This is a genomic window from Simkania sp. (assembly GCF_965215465.1).
GTDB lineage: Bacteria > Chlamydiota > Chlamydiia > Chlamydiales > Simkaniaceae > Simkania.
This window is the reverse complement of the sequence record NZ_OZ244056.1, coordinates 859816-879693: the sequence shown is the minus strand read 5'-3', so window position 1 is coordinate 879693 and position 19878 is coordinate 859816. Positions and strand designations below refer to the sequence as shown.

Annotated in this window: 18 protein-coding genes; 17 read left to right on the top strand and 1 reads right to left on the bottom strand. The window is 44.0% G+C overall.

Annotated features, from left to right (window positions below):
- The first annotated feature begins 104 nt into the window (after positions 1 to 104).
- From ACOOFG_RS04070 to ACOOFG_RS03990, 17 genes are all read left to right on the top strand, one after another.
- Positions 105 to 3056, top strand: a complete 2952-nt coding sequence (locus ACOOFG_RS04070; RefSeq protein WP_420422366.1) for an insulinase family protein — start codon at positions 105 to 107, stop codon at positions 3054 to 3056.
- Entirely contained in the window at positions 3016 to 3624 is a 609-nt protein-coding gene (locus ACOOFG_RS04065) for a S1C family serine protease (RefSeq protein ID WP_420422365.1), read from the top strand. The genes ACOOFG_RS04070 and ACOOFG_RS04065 overlap by 41 nt, the downstream gene beginning before the upstream one ends.
- A 31-nt stretch (positions 3625 to 3655) precedes the next feature.
- Positions 3656 to 5110, top strand: a complete 1455-nt coding sequence (locus ACOOFG_RS04060) for a Do family serine endopeptidase (protein ID WP_420422364.1) — start codon at positions 3656 to 3658, stop codon at positions 5108 to 5110.
- A gap of 2 nt (positions 5111 to 5112) precedes the next feature.
- Positions 5113 to 5988 (top strand): glycosyltransferase family 2 protein, encoded by an 876-nt coding sequence (locus tag ACOOFG_RS04055; protein ID WP_420422363.1) that lies wholly within the window; start codon positions 5113 to 5115, stop codon positions 5986 to 5988.
- Positions 5989 to 6044: 56 nt separating this feature from the next.
- Positions 6045 to 6977, top strand: coding sequence for an NAD-dependent epimerase/dehydratase family protein (locus ACOOFG_RS04050; protein WP_420422362.1), 933 nt, complete (start codon positions 6045 to 6047; stop codon positions 6975 to 6977).
- Entirely contained in the window at positions 6970 to 8457 is a 1488-nt protein-coding gene (locus tag ACOOFG_RS04045) for a hypothetical protein (protein WP_420422361.1), read from the top strand. The genes ACOOFG_RS04050 and ACOOFG_RS04045 overlap by 8 nt, the downstream gene beginning before the upstream one ends.
- Positions 8454 to 9950 (top strand): B12-binding domain-containing radical SAM protein, encoded by a 1497-nt coding sequence (locus ACOOFG_RS04040; protein ID WP_420422360.1) that lies wholly within the window; start codon positions 8454 to 8456, stop codon positions 9948 to 9950. The genes ACOOFG_RS04045 and ACOOFG_RS04040 overlap by 4 nt, the downstream gene beginning before the upstream one ends.
- An 83-nt stretch (positions 9951 to 10033) precedes the next feature.
- On the top strand, positions 10034 to 10957 hold the full coding sequence (locus ACOOFG_RS04035; RefSeq protein WP_420422359.1) for a kinase: 924 nt from the start codon (positions 10034 to 10036) through the stop codon (positions 10955 to 10957).
- 46 nt (positions 10958 to 11003) lie between these two features.
- Positions 11004 to 12023, top strand: a complete 1020-nt coding sequence (locus ACOOFG_RS04030) for a thiamine pyrophosphate-dependent dehydrogenase E1 component subunit alpha (protein ID WP_420422358.1) — start codon at positions 11004 to 11006, stop codon at positions 12021 to 12023.
- Entirely contained in the window at positions 12023 to 13057 is a 1035-nt protein-coding gene (locus ACOOFG_RS04025; protein ID WP_420422357.1) for an alpha-ketoacid dehydrogenase subunit beta, read from the top strand. Before ACOOFG_RS04030 ends, ACOOFG_RS04025 begins: the two co-directional genes overlap by 1 nt.
- Positions 13057 to 14235, top strand: coding sequence for a DegT/DnrJ/EryC1/StrS family aminotransferase (locus ACOOFG_RS04020; RefSeq protein WP_420422356.1), 1179 nt, complete (start codon positions 13057 to 13059; stop codon positions 14233 to 14235). The genes ACOOFG_RS04025 and ACOOFG_RS04020 overlap by 1 nt, the downstream gene beginning before the upstream one ends.
- 4 nt (positions 14236 to 14239) lie before the next feature.
- Positions 14240 to 14911: a nucleotidyltransferase family protein gene (locus ACOOFG_RS04015; RefSeq protein ID WP_420422355.1), complete on the top strand. Its 672-nt coding sequence runs from the start codon at positions 14240 to 14242 to the stop codon at positions 14909 to 14911.
- Between the two features lie 45 nt (positions 14912 to 14956).
- Positions 14957 to 15730, top strand: a complete 774-nt coding sequence (locus tag ACOOFG_RS04010; RefSeq protein ID WP_420422354.1) for a hypothetical protein — start codon at positions 14957 to 14959, stop codon at positions 15728 to 15730.
- On the top strand, positions 15714 to 16016 hold the full coding sequence (locus tag ACOOFG_RS04005) for a hypothetical protein (protein ID WP_420422353.1): 303 nt from the start codon (positions 15714 to 15716) through the stop codon (positions 16014 to 16016). Before ACOOFG_RS04010 ends, ACOOFG_RS04005 begins: the two co-directional genes overlap by 17 nt.
- Positions 16017 to 16064: 48 nt before the next feature.
- The gene (locus tag ACOOFG_RS04000; RefSeq protein WP_420422352.1) at positions 16065 to 16838 is read left to right on the top strand and encodes a DUF268 domain-containing protein; all 774 of its coding nucleotides are present in this window, start codon (positions 16065 to 16067) and stop codon (positions 16836 to 16838) included.
- 34 nt (positions 16839 to 16872) lie between these two features.
- Complete coding sequence (locus ACOOFG_RS03995) at positions 16873 to 17568, top strand: hypothetical protein (protein ID WP_420422351.1); 696 nt, start codon at positions 16873 to 16875, stop codon at positions 17566 to 17568.
- A gap of 97 nt (positions 17569 to 17665) precedes the next feature.
- Positions 17666 to 18730, top strand: coding sequence for a macro domain-containing protein (locus tag ACOOFG_RS03990; protein WP_420422350.1), 1065 nt, complete (start codon positions 17666 to 17668; stop codon positions 18728 to 18730).
- On the opposite strand, the gene ACOOFG_RS03985 is transcribed toward ACOOFG_RS03990, so the two are convergent.
- The gene (locus ACOOFG_RS03985; protein ID WP_420422349.1) at positions 18727 to 19878 is read right to left on the bottom strand and encodes a M50 family metallopeptidase; all 1152 of its coding nucleotides are present in this window, start codon (positions 19876 to 19878) and stop codon (positions 18727 to 18729) included. The genes ACOOFG_RS03990 and ACOOFG_RS03985 overlap by 4 nt on opposite strands.

Genomic DNA, 19878 nt, shown 5'->3' with positions numbered 1-19878 from the left:
TTTCATCAAGTATGCGGCCAATTTGTCATGTGGAATCTGTAGAAGAAAATCGAAAATCCCCTCAGATTCGACTAGGTCGTATTCAGGGGTAATAGGAATTGAGAATGAATTTAATGCCAGTCTATCAAGTGGAAGACACCTACGGGGAATTCACTGTTACAAAAGTTTTACCCATTGAAGAATTGCAAGTTGTGCTTTATGAACTTAGGCATAATTTGACAGGAGCACAAGTGATACATTTGGCTTCTGACGACCACGAAAACCTCTTTTGTATTTCATTTCAGACACTCCCAACAGATTCGACTGGAGTCGCGCACATTCTCGAACACACGGTCCTTTGCGGCTCGAAAAAATATCCGGTGAAAGATCCTTTTTTCTCCATGTCTAGACGCAGTTTAAATACGTTCATGAACGCGATGACGGGAGCTGACTTTACATGTTATCCAGCAGCATCACAGGTAGAAAAGGACTTTTACAATTTGCTTTCTGTCTACTTGGATGCAGTCTTTTTTCCACAGCTCAAGGAATTGAGCTTCATGCAAGAAGGGCATAGATTAGAGTATGAAAAAGCAGATGATCCAACAAGTCCCCTTTTATTCAAAGGCGTCGTGTTTAATGAAATGAAAGGAAGTCTCTCCTCACCAGAAACGCGTCTGTGGCAGGATGTGATGCAACGCCTCACTCCCGATTTGACCTATGCATTCAATTCCGGAGGAGATCCTGTTGAAATTCCCTCTTTGACCTACGAAGAGTTAAAAAACTTCCACGGAAAGTTTTATCATCCCTCACATGCCCTTTTCTTTTTTTATGGCAATCTACCTCTCGAAAAGCATCTCGACACCATCGAAAAACATGCGCTGAAGGGCATCCCAAAAAGCCCAGACCTTCAACCTATTCCTCACCAAAAACGGTTCGCGAGTCCGCGGAAAGACCAAGTTTTCTATCCTTTGAAAGAAGAAGACCTGAAGAAAAAGACTTATATTGCTTTTGCTTGGCTCACAGCTGAGCTTAAGAATCAACAAGATGCTTTAGCACTTGCTGTCATCGATTCGATCTTGATGGAAACCGATGCTTCTCCTTTAAAACACGCTTTACTCAAGTCAGAACTTTGTACTCAAGTTGATGGGTATCTCGATACCGATATGAGTGAAATCCCCTACGCGATCATTTGCCGCGGTGCAGATCCAGAAAACGCCGATGGGCTAGAAAAAGTGCTATTTGAAACGTTGAAAGATTTGGTTGCTAAAGGAATTGACCAAACGCATTTGGAAGCAGCCATCCATCAATTGGAATTTAGTCGACTCGAAATTACAGGAGATTATGGTCCTTTTGGTCTCACACTCTTCATGCGCTCAGCTCTAGCGAAACAGCATGGCTGCCCTCCTGAAAACGCGCTCATGGTTTACAATCAGTTTCATGAGCTGCAGGAAAAAGTCAAAGACCCAAGTTATTTGACAGGACTCATTCAGAAATACTTGATCGACAACACCCATCTTCTTCGTCTTGTTATGGAGCCAAGCGCGACACTTGATGAAGAAGAAGCAGAAGAGGAAAAAGAGCGGCTCAAACGGATCCAAGATGCTCTTTCAGACAAAGCAAAAGAGCGGATCGTCAAACAAGCAGCTGAATTGCAAAAATTCCAGGAAAAAACCGAAAAGCAATCGGTCGATTGTCTACCGAAAATCGAACTTGTCGACGTACCAAAGGACGTCCCTGATTTTCCTCTAAGGCACGAACAACAAGATCAACTCTCTGTCTTTTTCCATGAGTGCTTTACCAATCACATCGTTTATGCCGACCTCATATTCGACTTACCCAACGTGACGATTGAGCAGCTCCCCTATCTTCAACTGTTAATGACCTTGCTGCCAGAACTTGGAGTTGGTGATCGGGATTACAAGGCAAACTTGGAGTACATCAACAGTTACCTCGGCGGTTTTAATGCAACTTTTCAATTGCACCCACAAATTGATGATCCAGCCATCCTCAAACCCTCTTTTGGGTTTAGAGGCAAAGCACTAGAGCGCAACACAGATAAGCTCTTTTCACTCTTTTTGGAGATATGTCGCTCTCCTCGCTTTGATGAAACAGAGCGGATCAAAGAGCTGATTCTTCAGTTGCACACCGCTCAACAAAATCGCTTAAACCGTCAAGCCATTACGTATGCCATTCAACAATCGCTTGCACCCTTATCTTCTGCTGCAACCATTAGTCAAAAAATGCACGGGATCGACTATTTCAATTTCATCCGAGACCTGGTCAAAGACCTCGATCAAAAACTTCCTCAAATTCAAGAAAAACTGCGCGAACTTTGTGGCCACTTGTTCCACTTTAATGTCCCCCACCTCGTTTTAAGCATCGATGATAAGCAGCACCATTACCTAGCTGATCACCGTTATTTCGGGCTAGGTGATCTTCCTTCAAAATCTCTCGATCCGTGGCAAAAGATCGCTCCTATTGGAGAGAAAAAACCTGAAGGACGCATCATTTCATCTCCTGTTGCTTTTTCAGCTTGGGGTTTTAAAACATGCACCGCGCTCCATACTCATGCTCCAGCTTTGAGCCTTGCGACAAACTTGATGGAAAACACCTATTTGCATCAAAAAATTCGAGAGCAAGGAGGGGCTTATGGTGCAGGAGTCAATTACAGCCCCTTAACAGGACACTTTTATTTCTATTCGTACCGCGATCCCCACATTGCATCAACTTATACAGCCTTTAAGGATGGACTCGAACATATTGCAAAGGGCGGCTTTTCAAACCGAGATCTTGAAGAAGCTAAACTGGGCCTCATTCAAGATTCTGACACCCCAGTCTCTCCTGGAAGTCGCGCGATGATTGCCTACTCTCAATTTCGCGAAGGACGGACAAAAAAAGTGCGGCAAGACTTTCGCGATCACGTCCTCTCAATCGATAAGAAAGAAGTGAAGGAAGCTGTGAAACAGGAATTGCAAGCCATCGCAGACCAAGGCCTCTCTGTGACTTTCGCAAATGAAAAACTCTTGGCTAAGGAAAATGAAAAGCTTTCTCCTCGCCTCTCTATTCTTCCTATTTAATTCAGGACTCTTTGCCTCTTCCCCTTTTGTTGAAGTCGCAACATTGGCCAGCTCTTCAACTGTCTTAGTCCATGCTGACGAGCAGAAAGAATGTGGGTTTATTGTCCGTGAGGACGGCCTCGTGATGACACTCTATCACAACGTCAAAGATGCAGCTTCGATTCAAGTACGCTTGCCCAACCACACTTGGGTTCAAGCTCATCTTTTTTTTGGAGACTTAGAATCGGATGTTGCCCTCCTTCAACTTGAGGCAAGTGATTTGGACTACTTGCCGCTCACAATAGCTTTTCAAATTGGAGAATGGGCGCTAAGTGCAGGAATCCCTTTTCGCAAAAACGTGACAGTCAAAAAAGGGATGGTCGCTGCCATCGAAGAAAAAAATGGCAAAAACTTTTTACTCGTCGATTTTCCTTTCAATCCCGGAGACTATGGCGGTCCTCTTTTAAACTTAGAGGGAAAGGTGATAGGGATGCAATTTGCCAATACAACGACACATGACGTTTTTGGTGTGATCATTCCAAGTGAAACTTTGTTAGACGTTGCTCTCAAATTGGGAGTATTTCTATAATGAAATCTTAAGGTAAAAGGAGAAAAGAACAATGATGCGATGGATTAGTGGACTACTTTTAACACTCATATTTATCACCCCCCTTGATGCAAAAACGAGAAAAATTCCAGCTGGCTATCAGACTGATCGCTACCCTTCGCAAGATATGGGAACTGGAAAACAATTTTCCCGCCCATTTATCGAAGCCGCAAAAAAATCCACACCGAGTGTGGTCTACATCCAAGCAGAAGGAGTCTCAGACGGACAGCAAGATCCCTTCGAATTTTTCAATGACGACTTTTTCAATAAGTTTTTCGGAGCTCCTCCAAGTAGACGTCGCGCTCCCCAACCTCAAGTCAGCCAAGGATCAGGCTTTATCGTTTCTCCCGATGGATACATTTTGACGAACTACCACGTGGTCCGTGGAGCACAAAAAATTACAGTTCTCTTGCATAACGGCGTGAAAAGAGAAGTTTCTGCAACATTTATTGGTGGAGATGACCGGACGGATGTCGCAATGATTAAACTCGATGACGAGATTGATGGAGGATTTCCTTATTTAGAACTTGGAAACTCAGATGATGTCGAAGTTGGCGAATGGGTCCTTGCTGTTGGAAACCCCTTCCAACTCGAAGCCACAGTTACAGCTGGTATCATCAGTGCAAAAGGACGCCAAAACCTCCAAATCACCGACCTCGAAGACTTCCTCCAAACTGATGCGCCGATCAACCCAGGTAACTCAGGTGGTCCTTTAATTGACTTAGATGGGAACGTCATTGGAATGAACACAGCGATCGTTTCCCGCTCTGGTGGTTACATGGGAATCGGGTTCGCCATTCCAAGTAACATGCTAAAAAATATCAAGGAACAGCTCATTGAAAAAGGATCTGTTTCACGGGGATTTTTAGGAGTTTCACTTCAACCCATTGACCGTGACTTAGCCGAAGCCTTCAATTTGAAAAAAGCTGAAGGGGCTTTGGTCGTTGATGTTGTCGACGGATCAGCCGCTGATAAGGCTGGGCTTAGACAAGGAGACATCATCACGCATGTGAATGGTAACGAGGTGAAAAATCCTGCAAACCTGCGTAACGATTTGATGCTGCTTAAACCGAATACTAAGGTGATGCTGACTGTGAATCGAAACGGTCAAATTCTTTCTATTCCGGTCATCCTTGGAACTTATGGTGAAAGCACATACTCGTCGAGTACAACTTCTTCTAAAACTCTTGGGCTCACAGTTGACAACCTTACTAAAGAGCACATCCAATCCTATGGACTGCAGGCTTCAGAAAAAGGTGTTCTCATAATGGATGTTCACCACAATTCTCCTGCAGCTCGCATCGGACTGAAGCCAGGAATGATTGTGATGGCGGTCAACCATAAAGAAGTGAACAACGTGAAAGACTTTAACGAAGCTGTTGAAGGGATCGGTCCGAACCAACGTATTCTCTTGCTTGTGAAGCAAGGATCGATGGTCCGCTTCTACTCGTTAAAAACTGCGAAATAACGATGGCAAAAATCTCACTTTTATTGCCCACTCGAGAAAGGCTTGCAAAGGCGCAAGCCTTTTTGCAAACAGTTGTGGCTACAGCTGATGACGTTTCTCAAATCGAAGTCATCGTAACTTTAGACGACGATGACACCCCAAGCCATACGCTTACATCTCCTCATGAAGCCTTGTCACTACGCAAAGTGATCGGCCCCCAAACAACCATGGGCGCATTGAATACGCGCTGCTTGAAAAAAGCTACAGGCGAAATCTTAATGCTCGTCAATGATGACATTTTGATTCGCACTAAGGGTTGGGACACCTATTTGATTGAGGCCGTAAAAAAATTTCCTGATGGGATTTGCATGATGCACACTCGGGATGGATACAAAGATGCCTCGTTTCCCCTTTTTCCTATCTTAACGCAAAAAGCAGTCCAGCTGATTCAAGATCCCTACCCCAGTGAGTATTGTGGAGACTGCATTGACTCCCACCTCTTTGATATTTTTCTCCGTTTGAAAGATTTGGGTGAAGATCGAATTGTTTTTATTCCCGAAGTGCTTTTTGAGCACATGCACTTTAGCGTAGGCAAAGCTCCAGTTGATGCGCTCTACCAAAGACGCTCACGAACGGCTGGCAATCAAACGTTTTACTCCTATTGGAAACAGCGAGAACAAATCGCTCAGGTTCTTCTTGCAGCAATCCGCAGAAAACAAGCTTCACTTATCTCTCTGCCCTTCAAACGGCAAAACAGTTACTTTCTTCTTTTGAAATCTTTTTGGCAAAGTCAGCAAACACTTAATTTTAGATTGAAATATTTCGCGTATCATTTGCTTAGAGAAACTTACATTCGTTTTCGTTTAGATAAAGTTAAAGCTCATTTCAAAAAACCTTGACTTTCTCACCATAGACTTAGAAAATAGCCGGTTTTGAGAAAGGCTTGAGAGAAGAAATGAAAGTACTTGTTCCAGGTGGAGCCGGCTACATCGGTTCAGTTTTAATTCCGATGCTACTCAGTGAAGGACATGAAGTGGTTGCTCTCGATAACTTCATGTACAGTCAAAGCAGCTTGAACCATGTTTGCTACCACCCCCAGTTCTCCATCGTAAAAGGAGACCTGCGCGATAAAGAAGTCGTGCAGCCCCTTGCCGATTGGGCAGATGTTGTGATTCCACTCGCAGCCCTTGTCGGAGCTCCCCTTTGCAAGCAAGATCCCTTCACCGCAACGGCTGTCAACCACGATGCAACCATTGAGCTCATTCGGTCCCTTTCCTCATCGCAAAGAGTGATCATGCCCACCACAAATAGTGCCTATGGTACAGGCGATGAAGAAAACTTTTGCACAGAAGAGTCTCCTCTCAGTCCTATTTCACAATATGCACAGGAAAAAGTGAAGGTTGAAGAAGTGCTCATGGAGCATCCAAATGCCATTAGCTTTCGTCTCGCAACTGTGTTTGGTATGTCTCCAAGGATGCGCATCGATCTTCTCGTCAATGACTTTGTTTACCGCGCTGTCCATGATCGAGCTGTTCTCCTTTTTGAAAGTCATTTCAAACGCAATTACATCCACATCCGAGACGTATGCCGCGCTTTCCTCTATGGGATGCAACATTTTGATGAAATGAGTGGAGAGGTTTATAACGTTGGACTCTCCGATGCCAATTTGTCTAAGCAAGAACTTTGCGAAAAGATCAAAGAACACATCCCTTCATTTACCTTTGTTGATGCTCCGATAGGACAAGATCCAGATCAACGCAACTACATTGTTTCCAATGAAAAAATTCATCAGGCAGGCTTTTATCCACAGTTCTCTTTAGATGATGGGATTGAGGAACTAATGAAAGGTTACAACATGATTCGTAATGCGGTTTACTCGAATGTTTAAACTTCTAAAAAAGTCTCAACTGTCAAAACCAAAAGTTAGTCTTATCCTCCTCGACTGGAACGTCCGTGAAAGTTTTCATATTTGTCATTATCTTCGGTCGCAGACAGTCTATCGAGACTCATTTGAAATCCTTGTCCTTGAATACTACTCTCAATTGACCGACGCCGTCAAAAAGTTTGAAGAAGATATCGATACGTTAGCCGTCTTAGGGATGCCCAACGGATGTTACTACCACAAGCATCTGATGTATAATATTGGTGCTTTACTTGCCCAAGGGGAAATCATTGTGATTTGTGATTCAGATGCGATGGTAAAGCCTACCTTTATCGAATCCATCCTTCAGTTTTTTGAGACACATCCTAATCATTTTCTGCACATGGATCAATTCCGCAATCATCGGCAAGATCTCTACCCTTTTTCTTACCCCTCATTTGAAGAAGTGATTGGTGCAGGATGTATCAACTACTCAGATGGAAAAACCACTGGTGTTGTCGAAACCTCTGACCGTTTGCACCGGCGCAACTATGGCGCTTGTCTTTGTATGAAACGAGACGACTATTTTGCCATTGGGGGCAGCGACGAACATGTCGATTTTGTCGGTCACATTTGTGGCCCCTACGATCTTACCTTTCGTTTGTGCAATGCAGGGAAAGAAGAGGTTTGGCATGAAGATGAGTTTCTCTATCACACTTGGCATCCAGGTTCAGATGGGATCGGCGAATATCTCGGTCCTCATGATGGATACAATGTGTCGTCAACGTCTCTTGAAGCCATTTGGACAGGAAGGACACTGCCTCACGTACCTCACCCACTTGTGACCAAAATTCAACAAGGGGAAAGCGTGACAGAAGATAAAATATTGAAAGAAGGGATTAATGCCACACATCTGAAAATGACGGATCTTTCCTTTTTAAAGTCTGCTAAAAGCTATGCGCAAGAAACTTACCGTTTCCCTCTCCCTCAAAAGCCCTCTCTTTCAACACTCACGCAATTGCAATTCACCTTCATCTCTCTTTTTCAAAAGGTCTATGGAGTTTTGAAGAAAAAAGTTTCTCAACCATCAAGTACTTCATCCAGCTCCTCGCAGATTCGATTGACCCTCCCCATCTTGAGGAAAAAGGTTTCCAAGCTATTTACCCAAGCTAAACAAGAGTGGTTAACCGTCAACCAAGCAACTTCAGGACGGAAAGATCTATGGAATGCCATTTCTCGCTTGTACCGTCAAAAAACACCTCATACCATTGTCGTGAATTCAAAGCGCCATTTGATGATTCTCTCTGAATTTATCTTGTGGCAGGGTAAAATGGTACTGCGTCCTCACAATCAGCTCAAACTTCTTTATCTAAGTGAACTCAGCAATGACAAGATGAAAGAGCTGGTCAAGGAAGGACAAAGCTGTCCCCTTTTCCTATCTCAGGTCGCGGCAAATGAGTGGAAGAAAAGGGATCAACTCAAAGATTTGGAGTACGAAACATTATGACCGATATTCTCTTCATCAATCCCGGCGCCATGCAAACCGTTTACCAAGAGCTCGGAACTTCTCTTTCTGCAATTGAGCCTCCTTCCCTGGCAGCACTTTTTGCAACATATGTTCGAAAAAAAGGAGCTACTGCTGCAATCCTCGATGCTCCTGCCCTCAATCTCAATCCAGCAGAAGTCGCCGATCTAGTAGAAAAAGAGTACAATCCCACATTAGTTGTCATGGTGGTTTATGGGTTTCAACCTTCAGCCTCCACACAAAACATGATGGCTGCAGGAGAAACTTGCCGCGAAATCAAAAATAGAACCCCCTCTCTTAAGATTCTAATGACGGGAACACACATCGCTGCCCTTCCCAAACGGACCATGGAAGAAGAAGCAGTTGACTTTGTTTGCAGTCAAGAAGGCCCTCAAACAATTTGGGGAGTTTTTGAATGTCTGAAAAGCGACTCAGAGCAATTTGACACCGTTCCCAGTTTGCTTTACCGCAAAGACAGCGCAATCGTCGCAACCCCGAAAGGGCCTCTTTTAGAAAATTTAAGCGAAGTCATGCCTGGAGCTGCTTGGGACCTACTCCCTATGGAAAAGTACCGCGCGCACAACTGGCACTGTTTTGAGAACATTGACGCGCGGCAACCTTACGCCTCATTGCACACTACCCTTGGCTGTCCTTATCGTTGCACCTTTTGCTGTATCAACGCTCCCTTCGGAGGCTCATCTTACCGATTATGGTCTCCTGAAGCTGTGATAAGCGAGATCGACCTCCTTGTAAACCGTTATGGAGTGAAAAACATCAAGTTTGTCGATGAGATGTTTGTGCTCAACCCGCGGCATGTCAATTCGATTTGTGATCTCTTGATTGAGCGCAACTATGGCCTCAACATCTGGGCATATGCCCGTGTAGATACTGTGCGAGATGCTTTCTTAGACCGGCTTAAACGGGCTGGTATTCGTTGGCTTGCACTTGGAATTGAATCGGGCAGTAAGCACGTACGCGACGGAGTCGAGAAAGGAAGGTTTGGAGCAGAAGACATCTTGCGTGTCGTGAAAAACATCCAAAACGCTGGAATCAATGTGATTGGAAACTACATTTTTGGTCTCCCAGATGATACCCACGAAACAATGCAAGAAACACTGGATTTAGCCCTCGAAGCCAACTGTGAATTCGCTAATTTCTACTGTGCTATGGCCTACCCAGGATCCAAGCTCTATACTCTCGCAACTGAAAAAGGGTGGGACCTGCCAACAGAGTGGATTGGATACTCACAGCATGCTTACGAAACACTACCCCTAAGAACAGACGCTCTGACCGCTGCCGAAGTTCTCGAATTCCGGGATAAAGCCTTTCACACTTACTACTCTGATCCTCATTATCTCTCCTTTGTCTCTAAAAAATTTGGAGAAAAAGTGCTCATGCACATTAAAGAGATGAACAAAATTAAGCTTCGCCGTAAGATTGTTGAAAATGCCTTAGTAGTGGAGACGTCCTTCTGATTATCTCAAAGACTCCGTTCCGCATTTCATTTTTTGGCGGAGGAACAGACTATCCCGCATGGGTCCATGAGCACGGTGGTGCAGTGATTGGCACTACTATAAATCAGTATTGTTACATCAGTTGTCGCTTTCTTCCCCCTATTTTCGACCATAACTACAGGGTTGTCTACTCTCAAACAGAGTCGATTCAAACCATCGAAGACATCAAACACCCCGTCGTTAAAGCCGTTCTTGCTTATCTCAACTTCCATCAAGACCGCCTTGAAATTCATCATGACGCAGACCTCCCAGCTCGAGCCGGGCTCGGATCCAGCTCAGCTTTTACAGTTGGGCTATTAAACGCTCTCTTTAACCTCCGAAAACAGACAATTGAACCACTTGAACTTGCGCGACTCGCCATTCATATCGAGCAAGAAAAACTCCAAGAAATTGTTGGCTATCAAGATCAAACACTCACAGCCCACGGAGGGTTCAATCGAATCGATTTTCTCCCTGATGGAACCATCCATGTTGCCCCAGTTTTCTCATCTCTTCTGCCCAAGCTTCAAAATCACTTGATGCTCTTTTATACGGGTCATTCACGTTTTGCCTCTGATGTAGCAAAGTCAAAAGTGGTGAATTTCAAAAAGAACTCCAATAGCCTTCACCGACTGCGTGAAATGGTGGATGAGGTCACAGCTAGACTCGAAAGAGGAGAAAAAAAGGTCCTTTGGTTCGGAGAGCTGCTTGATGAAGCATGGCAACTCAAGAAAGGGCTTTCCGACAAGATTTCAAATAGTGAAATTGATGAAATCTATGCGAAGGCAAAACAAGCGGGAGCCACAGGCGGAAAAATTCTTGGTGCTGGAGGAGGCGGCTTCATGCTTCTCTTTGTTTCTCCAGACTTGCAAGATCAGGTGAAAAGCGCTCTTTCAGGCATTCCAAAACTCTGCCACATTCCCTTTGAATTCGAAAATCACGGAAGTCATCTTCTTATCGACCGTGAGCATGAGTTCACTCTCACCTAATGATCCTACTTGGGTTTAAAAATCGCTTCATATAAGATCATCCCCTATGAAATACACGTACCAAGGAAAAGGAATCTCAGGTCTGCGCGACCTTCTCCCAAACTTTGCAGCTCATGACCTCAAGGTCATGTTTCGCAAGATGCTGCGTATTCGGATGATTGAAGAGGCAATTGCAGACCGGTACCACGAAGACCAGATGAAATCCCCCATCCACCTTTGTATCGGGCAAGAGGCGATTTCAGTTGGCTGCTGCGAACTCTTGCGAGTTCAAGACAAAGTATTTTGTGGCCATCGTACACATGGTCCTTACTTGGCAAAAGGTGGCAATTTGAATGCGATGCTCAGTGAACTCCATTGCCGTAAAAATGGGTGCGCGGCTTCTCGAGGAGGTTCAATGCACCTCATCGATAAGGAGGTGGGAATGGAAGGTTCTTCTGCAATTGTTGCAGGTATTCTTCCGATTGCAACAGGCGCTGCCCTTGCTACAAAGCAGCAAGGATTAGATGAAGTGATTGCCGTCTTTTTTGGAGATGCCGCTGTCGAAGAAGGGGCTGCATGGGAAAGCTTTAACTTTGCTAAACTCAAAAACCTCCCTATTTTGTACATCTGCGAAAACAATTACTACTCTGTCTGCTCTCCTATAGCTTACCGACAACCTCCTGAAACCTCGATTGCTAAAAAAGCTGAAGCCTTTGGACTCAGTTCTCAATCGGTTGATGGCACGAATGTCTTAGCAGTCCATCAAGCAACAGACGAAGCCCTTACATCAATCAAACAAGGAAATGGCCCCGCATTCATTGAAGCTCACGCTTACCGCTGGCGTGGCCATCATGGATCAAGTGAAGACTCGCAACTTGGTTACCGTACTGCTGAAGAATTAGACTCATGGAAAAAAGTAGACCCTCTTCACCTACTGCTAGAATTAGATCTTTTATCTGAACATGAAATCTCAGTGATACAAGCTGAAATTAATGAAGAAATCGAAGCTGGATTTACGCATGCACTTCAAAGTCCTCTTCCGGATGAAACCGACCTTCTCACTCACGTTTACGCAGGAGAGTGTTGATGCTTTGGGATGAAAAACTCGTTCAGCAAAATGCAGCTGTCATGGATGCACCTCCTGAAACACGCACTGTCAGTTATGTCACAGCCCTCCATGAAGCACTTTCTTACAAAATGGAAACAGACCCTTCAGTCTTCCTTCTTGGGCAAGGAGTGGATGATCCGGGTGCCATGTTTGGAGTGACCAAAGGTTTCAAAGAAATTTATGGAGACCTCCGCGTTTTTGACACCCCTGTTTCTGAAGAAGGGATGACAGGAATTTGCAATGGCGCTGCCATGTCGGGCATGCGACCTGTTTACTTTCACAACCGTCCCGACTTTCTTTTGCTCGCCTTCAATCAAATTGTAAATCACGGCAGTAAAATCCATTGGATGGATCATGGGAAAAACAGTGTTCCTCTTGTGATATGGTCGGCTATTGGGCGTGGATGGGGCTCTGGCCCACAACACTCTCAAGCCATCCAAGGACTCCTCTTAGGAGTCCCAGGTATCAAAATTATCATGCCAAGTACCCCTTATGACGCTAAGGGTCTCATGATTGCTGCAATTGAAGATGACAATCCGGTGCTCATTTTTGAACACCGCTGGCTCATGTGTCGTGAAGGGTTTGTTCCGGAAAAGCCCTACAAAATTCCCTTAGGGAAAGGAATCGTCCGCCAAAGTGGACACGACTGCACCGTCGTTGGCACTTCGCACGCGATTGATCTTGCTCTCGCTGCAGCAAAAGATCTCAAAGAATCAAAAGATATCCACGCCGAAGTGATCGATCTGCGCACCATTAAACCTCTGGATGAAGCGCTTATTTTGGAATCGGTTGCGAAAACTGGCAAACTGCTCATCGTCGATACCGGTTGGGCCCTCGGAGGTGTTGCAGCAGAAATCGGATGCCTCACCGCTGAAAAAGCTTTGCACCACTTAAAAAAGCCTGTAAAACGGATTGCCCTTCCCGATTGTCCCTCTCCTGCTGGAGATGTTTTAGAAAACCTCTACTATCCCAATATCGAAACCATGAAGCAAGCCATAGAGGAACTCACCTGATGACCTATGAACTTTCACACAATTCTTGGGGAGAAGAAGAACTTAAAGCCATACAAAAGGTGATCGACTCGGATCGACTCACTATGGGGCCCGAAGTGGAAAAGTTTGAAGAGGCCTTTGCACGCAAAATGGGCAGTCGCTACGCCGTCATGACAAACTCTGGATCATCTGCCAACCTCATTGCCGTTGCCGCTTTTTGCTTCAAAAAAGACCGTCCCTTAAAAGCCGGCGATGAAGTGATTGTTCCGGCTATTTCTTGGTCGACAACTTACTATCCTCTCATGCAATACGGACTCAAACTTCGCTTTGTCGATGTGGAACTTAAGTCGCTCAATATAGATGTGTCGCAGCTTGAAGAGGCTCTGACTCCTGACACACGAGCCGTTGTGGGTGTCAGTATTTTGGGAAACCCTTGTGCTCTCGATGTCCTCCGCGCCTTTTGTGACAAGCACAACCTCCTCTTTTTCGAAGATAACTGCGAATCAATGGGCGCCACCCTACATGGAAAACAATGTGGCACCTTTGGAGACATTGGAACCTTTAGCTGCTTTTTCTCCCATCACATCTCAACGATCGAAGGAGGCGTCGCTATCACTGATGACCTCGAATTGTACCACCTTATGCTTGCCCTCCGTTCACACGGTTGGACACGTCACTTGCCCGACTCATCCCCCATCTATGAAAAAAAAGCAGACGACTTTTTCGAAGCTTACCGCTTCATTGTTCCTGGTTACAACGTACGACCGATCGAATTTTTTGGAGCAATAGGATGCGAGCAACTCAAAAAGCTCGATGAGTTTGTTACCATGCGTCGCAAAAATGCCGAGCTTTGGAATGCCCTTTTTGCTGAGGACGAGCGCTTCATCATTCAAAAAGAAAACGGGAATAGCGCCTACTTCTCCTTCACATTGATTCTCCACCCCGATCTGCCTCTACCCCGCCAAGAAGTCTTAGATGCATTAAAAAAGCATGACATCCAGTTTCGGATCATCACCGGAGGCAATTTCCTTCGCCATGATGTGATCAAGTACTGCAACTATAGCTGCGCACATGAGATTGTGAATGCCAACATTGTGCACGACCGAGGTTTTTTTGTCGGCAACCACCCACGCGACATCCGCAGAGAAATCGAGCAGTTCCACGCAATCCTATCTGAAATCACAACCACCTGCGTCTAAAATCATGGAAGCGATCATCTTAGCAGGAGGACTTGGCACACGCCTCCGATCCGTTTGTCCCGACCTTCCCAAACCCCTTGCGCCCATCCGAGACAAACCCTTTCTCTCTCACCTTATGCACTACTGGAAAAGTCAGGGTGTGGACCACTTCATTCTCTCTGTTGGTTACCTTCATGAAAAAATCATCGAGACCTATGGCGACTCTTTTGAAGGAGTCCCCATTGATTATGCCATTGAAAAATCTCCCCTCGGAACAGGAGGTGCGCTGCTCCACTCCCTATCGCAACTTCAGAGTCCAGATCAGCCCTTTATCACCTTAAACGGCGACACCTTTTTTCCCATTCCACTCGCAGATTTTCACCTTTCAGGCGGTTGCACACTCGCACTGCATCAAACAAAAAAAAACACCCGCTATGATGGCGTTCACCTTTCTGCTGATGGCCAAATTACAACACTTGGGGATGCCTCTTCCAAACTCATTAATGGAGGCTGTTATCTTTTTCACAGAAGCTCCTTCAAGAATTTCGAAAAAGGCACCTTCTCTCTTGAACAAGACTTACTTCCCTTGCTTATCGAAAAGCAAACATGTTTTGGACAACCTTTCGACTCTCCCTTTATCGACATTGGAATCCCTGAAGACTACAAACGATTTGATTTATCATTCCCAAAAAATTGATGTATCATTAGACTCGAAAAAATTCTTGTATAAGACGAGGTTTCAGTGCTTTATCTCTTCACCCTTATCATTAGCTTTTTAGTTTCCATAGCGAGTTTGCACAGTCAATCGATTGACTTAGCTCAGTATGAAAAATCTGTCTTTTCTCAATGCGGCGAAGACGGTGTCATCGAGAAAATTTTCCAGTTAATTGGTACGTCATCTAAATACTATGTTGAATTTGGAGCAATGGATGGACACGCCTATAGTAATACAAAATATCTAAGGGAATTCAAGGGGTGGGCAGGCCTTCTAATGGACTGTGAATACGAAGACTTTTCCATCAACCTCCATAAGCATCTTATCACGGCAGAGAACATCAATGAGCTTTTTGAAATGCACAATGTTCCGAACGATTTAGACTTGCTTTCTATTGATGTCGACGGGAATGATTTTTACATTTGGCTTGCTCTTAATGAAAAATACCGTCCTAGACTTGTTGTAATTGAATACAACCCCAACTACATCCCACCTATTGACTGTGTGATTCCTTATAATCCGACGCATAGATGGGATCGCACAAGATATTTTGGAGCAAGCATTACAGCATTTTATAAGATCGGTCTCCAAAAAAAATACACTCTTGTTTACGCAGGTGGAGGCAACTTATACTTTATCCCAGATGAACTCGTCTCAGTTTCATTTAAAGATGCAAATAATGTTTTCAGGCTTTTTCAATTAGGAAAACATAACCCAGATCCCAAAAATAGACCTTTTATTTCTTCAGACGAAGCTATTAGGAGTTGGGAGGAAGGTAACTTCCTTGTGGAAAAGAATTAAAATCGAGACCTATGGCGATTTTTTCGAAAATCCACCCATTGATTCTGCTATTGAAAAAACTCTCCTCGGAACAGAAGGTGCGTTGCTGCATTCTCTATCGCAACTTCAGAGTCCAGATCACCCCTTTTCCACGTTGAACACCGACACCTTATTACTCATTCCAATTGTAGATTTTCACCTTTCTGCTGATGGCCAAGTTACAACACTTGGGGATACGTCTTCCAAACTCATTATTGGAATCCCTGAAGACTATCTTCTCTTTATACAAAATTTCGTTGAAAATTAAATATATCCTTCATAAAATTAGGACTTTAAAAACATATATCTGCTAATAATGAAGTTGAAAAATTTTGTTCTTTTCTCTCTCTTTTTTTGTCTTTCTCTAAATGCCTCTCCCCCACATGAAATTCCCACCAATCTTCTGAATGAATTCACAAATGGTGGTCAAATTCCAGTCGTCCACTACTATATCGATGAAACTTCACAAAGCCATATGCCCTTCTACTCAAAAGATCTTATCAACCGCCTGATCATTCAAGCAAAATTGAAGCAGCCACAATATTACAGAAACACAGACATTTGGTTATTTGAGATGCTCGATGAGCACCCCAACCTTTTTAAAGAAAAAACCGTTGCCGTCTTAGGTTCGGGTTATCCATGGTATGAAGCTGTTGTCTTAGCATATGGTGGACAACCTGTTTCAATTGATTATCGAAAAATTGAAACCAATGATTCCCGCCTAAATGTGATGACAGTTGAAGCCTACAAAAATAAACCTCGTAAGTTCGATGTTCTCCTGTCAATTTCAAGTTTTGAGCATGACGGATTAGGCAGATACGGTAACCCTCTGGACCCAAATGGCGACCTTAGGGCAATGCGCGATTGTTTTGACATGATCTATTCAACTGGAAAATTAATCTTAGCGGTTCCGGTTGGTCAGGACTGTCTTGTTTGGAACGCCCACCGCATTTACGGACCAAAACGTCTTTCAAAACTCCTTCAAGGTTGGGAAGTTCTCGACTACAAAGGAGACTATCCCTCAATGTTCCAATTACCTTCTGGAAATTATTACGAACAACCCGTTTTTCTTCTACAACCTGGAGCTTAAAGAATTGATGTTGTCAATATTTCGTCAGATAATAATGGCTATTTGCTTGCTACTGTTTCCAGCTAATCTCAAAGCAAACCCTTTAATCTTACAACTTCATGAAAAACGTGTCTTTTCTCAATGTGGCGAAGATGGAATCATCGAATACATTTTTAGTCAAATTGGAACTTCTTCAAAGTACTATGTCGAGTTTGGTGCATTAGATGGACATATTGCAAGTAACACCAAGTATTTGCGAGAATTCAAGGGGTGGACAGGGCTGCTGATCGATTGCAGCTATGAAAATCATCAAATCAACTTACACAAACACTTTATTACTGCTGAAAATATTAATACCCTCTTTGAGCTACACCATGTTCCATACGATTTAGACCTTCTATCCATTGATATCGATGGAAATGATTTTTACGTCTGGCATGCACTCGATGAACAATATCGCCCCCGACTTGTTGTGATTGAATACAACGGCAACTTTCCACCAAATCAAAGTGTCGTAATTTCCTATAACTCCCAGCATCGCTGGGATGGCTCTCGGTATTTTGGTGCGAATATCACTGCGATGCAGCAATTAGGACGTCTTAAAGGCTACACCCTCGTGTATGCCGATTCGAGTGGATGTAACTTATTTTTTATTCCTGACGAGCTCGTCCCCGATTCTTTTACCGATACCAACGATGTCCATGTCTTATATCGGGCTCATTGCCACCCAAAGTCCTCTGAAAAAAAATGATTTCTTTTGAAGAAGCTTTAAATTCCGTAAAAAAATAATCGTTTAGTCCTTTTAGGACCTTTTTTGTATAGTATATGGAGTTTAATGAGAGGCTGCTATGACAAAAGAAATTTTTAATTCATCAAACACAGCAAATTTAATGCTCTATCCTCTAGCTGGGACTGCAGTTGGGGTACTGATTGCGAAGAATGTCATTCCTTTGAATGCCCTGCAAAGTGCTTTGTGGGTCGGAGGCCTAACATCAACAACTGCAATGGCTGAATATGGCCTTCAATCCATATTCAATCTCGATGAAACTCGATTTGCTAAAGTTGCACTCGGAATCGGAGCAACCGCCGCTATTTACTTTGCTGCTCTTTCTTCCTATGGAGTTTCTCTTTTCGGTCGCCTTAGCTATGAAGTGACAAAAGAGTGCATGCAAACCCTTTTAATCAGTAGCTTTATCTCTTATGCCACAATTGCTCTTCAACAGCCACAACCAGTACACACCAAAAAAACTCGACTTCCCATCCCAACTCCTATCAAAGAAACTCCCAAACCAACTAAAGAAAAAGCACCTACTTCTACTACAAAAGCTCTTCCAGAAAAAGCAACCGTTCAAAAGACAACCGTACAAGCACTCTATGGAGACATCATGTTGTTACCTGTAGAAGCCATCGTCAATGCTGCCAATGAAGTCCTACTTGGTGGTGGTGGAATTGATGGGGCCATTCATAGCAAAGCAGGCGTTGAGCTCTATAATGAGTGCAAAAAAATCCCACTCTTAAAAGGAAGTGCAACAGATCGCATCAAAACAGGTGATGCTGTCATCACATCCTCTTACAAAATCCAAGAAGATCAACCCATGATTAAGTATGTTGTGCATACTGCCGGCCCACGTGGGAGCACTCCCAATCGCCAAAAAATTTTGGCAAATGCCTACCGCAATTCCATGGAAGTTGCAAGGTTGAAAGGGATTCGCTCGATTGCTTTTCCAGCGATCTCTGTAGGAATTTTTGGTTATCCCTTTGCAGAAGCTCAAGAACTCGCCTATCAAACGGTGCGTGACTTCATTAAAAAGCATCCGACTGCGTTTGATACGGTGCTTTTCTCTTATTTGACAAGGGTCATCGATCAAGAAAAAGCCACAGCCATCCATGATGCCTGGAAAAAGACGTTCTAGAGCGATGTTAGGAAATCACGAAATTCAGGAATATCTCTGACTGAAGCAAAGGTCTCTTTTTCAATGATGGTCTTGAGATTATTGATTCCACATTTGCGAGCGGCTTTGAGCCAGCCAATCGTAGGCTCCACTTGCTTCATCACGGCACTTGCCTCTGCATTGTAAAGAGCTACATCAGGATCAGGAAAGTATTGAAAAGTCGCCCCTGAAAGCTCCATCACGAGTGGAAAGTCTTTCATTTCATAAGCTGCACGATGCAAATGGATGGTCGACTCGGGACTAAGATGCTTTTTAATGGGGTTTAAAAGTTGATAGACCTCTTGAAAGTTGCCTTCTTCTGCTCGGAAAGCTGCAAGATATTGAGTCGTTAAGTTGAAAATCAAACCCTTCTTCGCTCTTTGGCGAATATCTTCAAGTCGGGGCAGAGCGGCAGCTTTATGATCTTTCGCTAGGAGATCTTCAATCTCCTTCAGTTCAAGAGTCAGATCATCGTTTTGATCCTCGTCAGTCATCACCCGAACCCTTCTCCAAGAGGCGAAATTCTGAAAAGTAAAGAGAAAGAAAATCGCTCCAATAAGAAAGTATCCAATAAAAAAGAAAAAGCAGGCAAGAAGCGCTGAAAAAAGCATGCTGAAAAAGAGAGAATACTTCAGTCCGTTTCCTCTTGAAATGGACTCGCAAATCACCCGCAAAAGTTGACCTCCATCAAGGGGCATCACTGGCAAGAGATTCACAATGGTCCAAAAGAGATTAACCCAAACAAAAATTTGAAGGGTGGCTAGCGTCACAGGACTTTTAAACCAGCCAGTGTTGAGCAACATCAACATGAATAAAAAGAGGACAAACCCAAAGAGCGGTCCGTTGAGAATGACAATAAATTCTCGCCACCCTCTAAGTCGACGTCCTTCTTGATAAGTAACTCCCCCAAAAGCGACAAGTTCAACCCTCGGTGTCTGACCAAAAAAACGGGAAGTGATCGCATGCCCAAACTCATGGACAAGAATTGAAATAAAAATGACAAAGATCCAAATGAGCATCAGTAAAAAAGGACTACCGGAACCCATGCTATTGATCCAGCCGATCAGCGCGGCCGTAACCCAAAAAAATGGAGAAATTGCAACTGGTATTTTCCCGGGAATCCGGAGCAT

Bases quoted from the DNA above. Each gene is read 5' to 3' on its own strand.
- ACOOFG_RS04070 (WP_420422366.1), top strand. From the start codon at position 105: ATGAATTTAATGCCAGTCTATCAAGTGGAAGACACCTACGGGGAATTC.
- ACOOFG_RS04065 (WP_420422365.1), top strand. From the start codon at position 3,016: ATGAAAAGCTTTCTCCTCGCCTCTCTATTCTTCCTATTTAATTCAGGA.
- ACOOFG_RS04060 (WP_420422364.1), top strand. From the start codon at position 3,656: ATGATGCGATGGATTAGTGGACTACTTTTAACACTCATATTTATCACC.
- ACOOFG_RS04055 (WP_420422363.1), top strand. From the start codon at position 5,113: ATGGCAAAAATCTCACTTTTATTGCCCACTCGAGAAAGGCTTGCAAAG.
- ACOOFG_RS04050 (WP_420422362.1), top strand. From the start codon at position 6,045: ATGAAAGTACTTGTTCCAGGTGGAGCCGGCTACATCGGTTCAGTTTTA.
- ACOOFG_RS04045 (WP_420422361.1), top strand. From the start codon at position 6,970: ATGTTTAAACTTCTAAAAAAGTCTCAACTGTCAAAACCAAAAGTTAGT.
- ACOOFG_RS04040 (WP_420422360.1), top strand. From the start codon at position 8,454: ATGACCGATATTCTCTTCATCAATCCCGGCGCCATGCAAACCGTTTAC.
- ACOOFG_RS04030 (WP_420422358.1), top strand. From the start codon at position 11,004: ATGAAATACACGTACCAAGGAAAAGGAATCTCAGGTCTGCGCGACCTT.
- ACOOFG_RS04025 (WP_420422357.1), top strand. From the start codon at position 12,023: ATGCTTTGGGATGAAAAACTCGTTCAGCAAAATGCAGCTGTCATGGAT.
- ACOOFG_RS04020 (WP_420422356.1), top strand. From the start codon at position 13,057: ATGACCTATGAACTTTCACACAATTCTTGGGGAGAAGAAGAACTTAAA.
- ACOOFG_RS04015 (WP_420422355.1), top strand. From the start codon at position 14,240: ATGGAAGCGATCATCTTAGCAGGAGGACTTGGCACACGCCTCCGATCC.
- ACOOFG_RS04000 (WP_420422352.1), top strand. From the start codon at position 16,065: ATGAAGTTGAAAAATTTTGTTCTTTTCTCTCTCTTTTTTTGTCTTTCT.
- ACOOFG_RS03995 (WP_420422351.1), top strand. From the start codon at position 16,873: ATGGCTATTTGCTTGCTACTGTTTCCAGCTAATCTCAAAGCAAACCCT.
- ACOOFG_RS03990 (WP_420422350.1), top strand. From the start codon at position 17,666: ATGACAAAAGAAATTTTTAATTCATCAAACACAGCAAATTTAATGCTC.
- ACOOFG_RS03985 (WP_420422349.1), bottom strand. From the start codon at position 19,878: ATGCTCCGGATTCCCGGGAAAATACCAGTTGCAATTTCTCCATTTTTT.